Consider the following 6,150-nt stretch of genomic DNA (forward strand, 5'->3'; position numbering starts at 1 on the left):
AACCTTTACTTCCCCTTTAATGCCCTGTGCGCCGACGATCGCACCAATTTCCATCCAACCATCGGGCGGTACTAATTGAGCCTGTCTGGGGGCAATCTGGGGGGTAGGCTGAGACTGGGGATTGGTCATGGATCGGTCGGTAGGGAGAGTCAATCTTTATGGTAAACCACAAAGATCGATCGCGAAAGCTCTCATTGCTGCTACCGCTCTAGCAAATTTACGATCGCGATCGTTTATAGCCAGTTGAAAAACTGTCCACTCTAGAACTCGATCGATTTCTATGCGGTTTAAGATTGACACATTGACACAAACAAGTCAGTCCGCAATCTTTAAAATTAGGTAGTAAATATTATGCAACAGATCGGCACTCAAAAAGATAGTAATGCGTGGATTTTTCAAACTTGGGCTTCCTTTATTCTCTCGGTCGGAATGACCACTACTGGCATTATTTGTATGCCTGGAGATATCTGGGTTAGAGGGTTCCTCGGTATGGGATTGGGCTTTTCGGTAGCTTCGACTTTTACCTTGTCAAAAACTCAAAGAGACTTACATGAATCGACAAAATTAACCTCTAAAATTGAAGAAGCCAAGGTCGAGCAAATCCTCTCTCAGCATGGCGTACTCAAGTAATCTTAACTTGAGTGGCGATCCTTGTTTCAGCCGAATGTTCGGATAGTCGATCGCGATTCACTATCCGAGATATTTGCACGCAAGAAAATAAGCAGCAATCGATTTAGCATCGATCGGTTCGCCTGCATGAATAGCTGTTTCAAATTCCGATCGAGTCATTAATAAGACTTCAATATCTTCATCATCATCACCTGGAGGTCGAACGGCTAATTTTTCTAAATCTTGTGCCAAGAAAGCATAGATAATTTCATCAGAATAACCAGGCGCAAGAAAAAATTCACCTAAGTTTTGCCATTTACCAGCCCGATATCCGGTTTCTTCTTCAATCTCTCGTCCGATGGTTGTTGCTGGACTTTCGCCTATCTCTAAAGTCCCGGCGGGAAACTCTAAAATTCGACCTTGGGTAGCAAACCGATACTGTTTGACTAATACTAACTTCCCCTCTGGCGTAATCGGTACCGCCATCGCTCCACCCGGATGGTGAATGCATTCCCACTCTCCAGCTACACCATTAGGTAACTCGATCCGATCGACTGTAAAATTAAATTTGCGTCCCTGATAATGCAGCTTGTGTTGTAGAAGTTTAGCAGGCTCATTTCCGAGTGGCATAGTTTTTTAGGTATTAGGATTTAGGCTTTAGGTTTTAGGCTTTGGGTTTCAAATTCAAGTAATTTAACTCCTGAACATTCTAACTTGTTGCAGAGGTTGGCGATCGAATTGCCCGATTTTGGTTCGATCCAATTCGGGGCAATTTCGGCTAGCGGTACTAGCACGAATGCTCGTTCGCACATATGGGGATGGGGAATTTGTAAGGTAGGCAGATCGATAATTAGACCGTTATATAATAACAAATCTAAATCGAGAGTTCGCGCTCCCCATATTTCTTGCCGCACTCGTCCGAATTCAGATTCGATCGCCTGTAAAATATTCAATAAATCTAATGGTGTCAGACTAGTCTCAAGTGTCGCACAACCATTTAAATAATTTGGCTGAGGTGGTCCGACTGGAGCGGTAATGTACCAACTAGAAACAGTAATTAGCTCGATCTGTGGATGTGTTTTGAGTCGATCTATTGCTCCAGTAAAAATTGCTAGCGAATCGCCCAAATTACTTCCCAATCCGATCGCACATTTTCCCTTACTTAAACTTAGATCGGACATAGCTGAATGATTTTAACTTTTAGCAGCCGCAATCGCTTGACTAAAACCAATCGCGATCGTGATATTAGAAAGAGTCAGAAAAAATTCTGCGCCTCCATGCAAAATATCCACGTCTGCTAAAGATTTGTGTAAAACAAGTTGCGCGTATGCCCCCACCGGAATTGTCACGGCAACAAATACTAACGTTAAATAGAACCCAATCAACGCAATTTTAGGAGTGGCAACTTTTTTAGTCATCAACCATAAAAATCCTAAATAGGGAAATAATGATAATGCAAATAATGATTCTTTAGAAAATACCGATTCAATTAGCGCAGGTGTCATATCTTAACTATTTACTACCGATTGTTTGCTAATTTGCCAAGCAGCCAGACACATGGTGATATTGCCGACGACTGTCATCCCAGCTTGAAGCGTCACCAGCCATTCTAGCGCGATCGAATTATCGAAAAAATGCCACGTACAAGCACACATCGCACTTACGAGTGCGGGTAACATCCCAAACGAAAGACTCCGCCAAGCTAAATTACCACTAGCTTCAGCATAGAGCCAAATCAACCAAATTGCGGTTATCCACTCAATGACGCTAGAAATATGAATCACCCAAGTGGGAATTGAAAGTACGTGCATTTATTTACGATCGATATGTAAGTTATTGAATAGGTAGATTTAGTTCGTTCTGTCTAGCTCTCAATAATTAAAGGTGCTTTTCACTATCCACTATTCACTAAAACACCAGTAACTAGATTTGGAAGCACTACAAGCATCTACTTTAAAGTAGTTCTATCGAGCTAAACTTATGAGCGGTATTCGCAGATTCGCCACAAGTACGCGGCGTGGGGATAATTTTACCTGGATTGGCTAACTCTTTCGGATTGAACACATGACGTACCCATTGCATTGTCTCTAAATCTGTTTCGGTAAACATCTCTGACATATAGCAGCGTTTATCGGCACCGATGCCATGTTCGCCAGAAATACTCCCACCGACTTTAACGCACAGTTTGAGAATTTCGCCACCCAAAGCTTCCACTTGCTCTAACGCTCCATCTACAGCATTATCGTACAGAATTAGTGGGTGTAAATTACCATCGCCAGCATGAAAAACATTGGCGACATAATAGCCATATTTCTCGCCCAGTGTGGCGATTTCTTGCAGCACGTAAGATAACTGCGTGCGGGGAATGACACCATCTTGCACGTAATAATCGGGGCTGATTTTGCCCATCGCTGCAAATGCCGCTTTCCGCCCCTTCCACAGCCGCAACCGCTGTTCTGGCTCAGTTGCTACATCGATCGATCTGGCTCCATTCTGGCGGCAAATATCGGCAATTAAGGCTTGATTCGTCGCGACTTCGACAGCGGAGCCGTCGATTTCTACCAGTAAGATCGCCGCTGCATCGCGCGGGTAGCAATTAGTAGCAACCACATCTTCGACGGCGTTGATGCTAAAGTTATCCATCATCTCGATGCCAGCGGGGATGATACCTGCACCGATAATGCCAGAGACTGCGCTACCTGCGGCTTCAACGCTATCGAAATCGGCAAGCAGTACGCAAATCGATGCGGGAGTTTTGAGGATTTTGAGGGTAATTTCGGTGGCGATGCCGAGGGTACCTTCGGAGCCGACAAATAAACCTGTTAAGTCGTATCCTGGCATTTCGATAATTTCGCCACCGAGATCGACAATTTCACCACTGGGGATGACTACTTTCAATCCAATTACGTGGTTGGTAGTGACTCCATACTTGAGACAGTGTACGCCGCCAGAATTTTCGGCAATATTACCCCCGATCGAACAGATAATTTGACTCGAAGGATCTGGGGCATAATAAAAGCCGCCGCCACTAACGGCTTGAGTTACCCAGTTATTAATTACTCCTGGCTGTACGACGACACGTTGATTTTCTAAATCTACCTTGAGGATCTGATTCATTAAGGCGGTAACTATCAGCACGCAATTTTCGACAGGTAACGCGCCACCCGATAAACCCGTACCCGCACCTCTGGCAATCCAAGCAACATTATTTCGATCGCAAATCTTTACAGCCGCCGCAACTTGCTCGGTAGTTTTAGGCAAAATAACTAGTGCGGGACGTTCGCGATAGCTAGTCAAACCATCGCATTCATAGGTCATCAACTCTTCTCGCCGTTGAATGATACCTTTGATACCGACTACCGCTGTCAGTTGTGCGATAATCAATTTCCAATGAATCTGTGTGGATTTATCTGCTACAAGCATAAGTGGTGATTACTGTCGTAGTTGTTGCTAACGAAGAAGTGCGATCGATTCTATCGGCTCTGATAATACCTACTATCCACTATTCACGCTCCACTATCCACTATTTACTACTCTTAATCTCCCCATTACCTTAATTTTACCTCCACCGAGTAGTCTGGTTTTAGATTTTGGAGCGAAAATTATGCTGTCAATCGTTCAAAGTACAGACTTAGATTACTCACACCAACAGCAGCAACAACCGTCAGTCCTCAATAAGCGACTGTATTTTCACACCAAAGGCGATGAAATTCCCTTATTTCCAGAAGGCGTGTGGCAAGTTACCCAAGGCTTGGTGCAACTGAGTGCCAACTATGAAGATGGCGAACAGGTATTATTTGGTTGGGCTGCTAGCGGCGCGTGGTTTGGAACTCAAGGTTCGGATCGACTAGATTATCAGGCAACTGCCTTATCTCCTGTATACTTGCGCTGGCTGCGGCTAGATGAAATTGAAAGTTCGATGCGACTTTCTCAAATTTTACTGCCACAATTAGCCAAGCGGATGCGTCAGGCTGAATTATTATTAATTATCAACGGTCGCCGACATACGGTCGAACGATTGAGAGGTTTATTATCGTTACTCAGAGATGAGTTGGGTGAGTCTTTGCCAGATAATCGGACGCGGATTAATTATAAGTTTACCCACCAACAGTTAGCTAGTGCGATCGGGACGACGCGAGTGACCGTCAGTCGAATGATGGCACAGTTTCAATCTAAAGGCTACATGACGCTCGATCGACATCGCCATCCTATCTTAGATAATAACTATTTTGGGCATATTGGTAATTAGTCTATCGTCGAGTTTAATTAAGGTTTAATTAATTTTAATTTAGTAACAACAAAGCCGAGCAAAGTTCATTTTGCTTGGCTCTGTTTTATATTCTTTAAAATGTTGCCAATTCATAAATACGATCGATGCCATGCCTCTTTACGAACTCTACTAATTTACTCAAATCTTCGCAATGTTCGCTATGTGCTTCGATCGAGTATTGCTGTAAATAAATTAGTCCCGATGTCGCTATTTTAAAGATTGCTAGCCCCTCATCCGGCCGATAAACGCTCGGTTGAGACTCAGCCCACTTGACACCACCGAGATTGGCGAATATCTCTAAATCGAGAGTTGCCATTCGATCCAATTCAATACATGTAAAACGACCGAGATCGTCAATATTTTCGATCTCTAGGAGCGAACTGGGATTTTGCGTGGTGAGGATCGTACTCCCTATCACAATTTTACTATTTTGAATTCGTGCCGATTTTCAACCAGATTAACTTTTAAATCGCGTAATTTGGCGATCTATATAGAACTAAGTATTTCGCTCGGATTTACTGTCTACCGCTTCTGTCGATTCGATTTGGCTGGGAGTTTTAACCGCAGTTTCAATCGCGTCTACTTCTTTTTTAAACTCAGACTGAAAATCGTTCGAGGCTTCCTGGAAGCCTTTAAGAGCTTTACCCAAACTCTTCCCGATTTCTGGTAATTTTTTAGGGCCAAATACCAATAATACAACAACAGCGATCGCGATAGTTTCCGGTAAACCAATTCCAAAAAAGTTCATAATGTTGTTCCTGACAATTGCTTTACTGACACGGCGATGCTGATGCTTGCAAGATCTCGAAATTTCACTCAGGGTCAGACCCCTTTATCTAAAAATACTTAACTCTTTTAAAAAGACGATCTAGTTTTTGACGTTCTAAAACCACACTTCTTACTTTTAACTGGCTAGCGATCGGGTATGGGGTAAAGTTAAGCTTTGCGTTGCAAAATATTTAAATTTTGCTGCACTACTATCCATGCCCTTACCCCAATCAAAGCCAAGCGAACGGGAAACCGTCGCACGAACGAGATTTATAAAAATCTTATTGTCCGCCGCCACTCCAGTCCACAGAGAAACTATCGAGGACGAGAGAATTATTGTAAATTTGAAGGATAATTAATAAAAAGACTGCAAATAATAGCATAAATACGCCCATTACTGGAGTAGTACCCCAACCAGGAACGACTTTACCATATTCAGCATTTAGAGGTCTGAGAATATCTCCTAATTTAGTACGTTGTGCCATGCGTCACCGATGATGTTA

General features: G+C 43.2%; 11 protein-coding genes. 2 read left to right on the forward strand and 9 right to left on the reverse strand.

Annotated features, from left to right (window positions below):
* Positions 1 to 156: 156 nt before the first annotated feature.
* The gene (locus tag RMO79_RS01255) at positions 157 to 300 is read right to left on the reverse strand and encodes a hypothetical protein (RefSeq protein WP_310481238.1); all 144 of its coding nucleotides are present in this window, start codon (positions 298 to 300) and stop codon (positions 157 to 159) included.
* Positions 301 to 351: 51 nt separating this feature from the next.
* On the opposite strand from RMO79_RS01255, the gene RMO79_RS01260 reads away from it, so the two are divergent.
* Positions 352 to 630, forward strand: a complete 279-nt coding sequence (locus RMO79_RS01260) for a YiaA/YiaB family inner membrane protein (protein WP_310481239.1) — start codon at positions 352 to 354, stop codon at positions 628 to 630.
* A gap of 60 nt (positions 631 to 690) precedes the next feature.
* Here RMO79_RS01260 and RMO79_RS01265 read toward each other — a convergent pair whose 3' ends face one another.
* From RMO79_RS01265 to glcD, 5 genes are all read right to left on the reverse strand, one after another.
* On the reverse strand, positions 691 to 1,239 hold the full coding sequence (locus tag RMO79_RS01265) for an NUDIX hydrolase (protein WP_310481240.1): 549 nt from the start codon (positions 1,237 to 1,239) through the stop codon (positions 691 to 693).
* Positions 1,240 to 1,259: 20 nt separating this feature from the next.
* Positions 1,260 to 1,790 carry a 2-amino-4-hydroxy-6-hydroxymethyldihydropteridine diphosphokinase gene (folK, locus tag RMO79_RS01270; protein WP_310481241.1) on the reverse strand — a complete coding sequence of 177 codons (531 nt, stop codon included), beginning with the start codon at positions 1,788 to 1,790 and terminating at the stop codon, positions 1,260 to 1,262.
* Positions 1,791 to 1,802: 12 nt separating this feature from the next.
* Complete coding sequence (locus RMO79_RS01275) at positions 1,803 to 2,114, reverse strand: DUF3593 domain-containing protein (RefSeq protein ID WP_310481242.1); 312 nt, start codon at positions 2,112 to 2,114, stop codon at positions 1,803 to 1,805.
* A 3-nt stretch (positions 2,115 to 2,117) separates the two neighbouring features.
* On the reverse strand, positions 2,118 to 2,420 hold the full coding sequence (locus tag RMO79_RS01280; RefSeq protein ID WP_310481243.1) for a DUF2499 domain-containing protein: 303 nt from the start codon (positions 2,418 to 2,420) through the stop codon (positions 2,118 to 2,120).
* Between the two features lie 142 nt (positions 2,421 to 2,562).
* The gene (gene glcD, locus RMO79_RS01285) at positions 2,563 to 4,032 is read right to left on the reverse strand and encodes a glycolate oxidase subunit GlcD (protein ID WP_310481244.1); all 1,470 of its coding nucleotides are present in this window, start codon (positions 4,030 to 4,032) and stop codon (positions 2,563 to 2,565) included.
* A gap of 181 nt (positions 4,033 to 4,213) precedes the next feature.
* Between glcD and RMO79_RS01290 the strand changes: the two genes are divergently transcribed.
* Positions 4,214 to 4,858 (forward strand): Crp/Fnr family transcriptional regulator, encoded by a 645-nt coding sequence (locus RMO79_RS01290; RefSeq protein WP_310481245.1) that lies wholly within the window; start codon positions 4,214 to 4,216, stop codon positions 4,856 to 4,858.
* 94 nt (positions 4,859 to 4,952) lie between these two features.
* On the opposite strand, the gene RMO79_RS01295 is transcribed toward RMO79_RS01290, so the two are convergent.
* From RMO79_RS01295 to psbH, 3 genes are all read right to left on the reverse strand, one after another.
* Entirely contained in the window at positions 4,953 to 5,297 is a 345-nt protein-coding gene (locus tag RMO79_RS01295; RefSeq protein WP_310481246.1) for a hypothetical protein, read from the reverse strand.
* A 78-nt stretch (positions 5,298 to 5,375) separates the two neighbouring features.
* Positions 5,376 to 5,627 (reverse strand): TatA/E family twin arginine-targeting protein translocase, encoded by a 252-nt coding sequence (locus RMO79_RS01300; RefSeq protein ID WP_310481247.1) that lies wholly within the window; start codon positions 5,625 to 5,627, stop codon positions 5,376 to 5,378.
* Positions 5,628 to 5,928: 301 nt separating this feature from the next.
* On the reverse strand, positions 5,929 to 6,132 hold the full coding sequence (psbH, locus tag RMO79_RS01305) for a photosystem II reaction center phosphoprotein PsbH (protein ID WP_310481248.1): 204 nt from the start codon (positions 6,130 to 6,132) through the stop codon (positions 5,929 to 5,931).
* Positions 6,133 to 6,150: the final 18 nt, after the last annotated feature.

It is taken from the genome of Chamaesiphon sp. VAR_48_metabat_403 (assembly GCF_031422475.1).
Classification (GTDB): Bacteria; Cyanobacteriota; Cyanobacteriia; order Cyanobacteriales; family Chamaesiphonaceae; genus Chamaesiphon.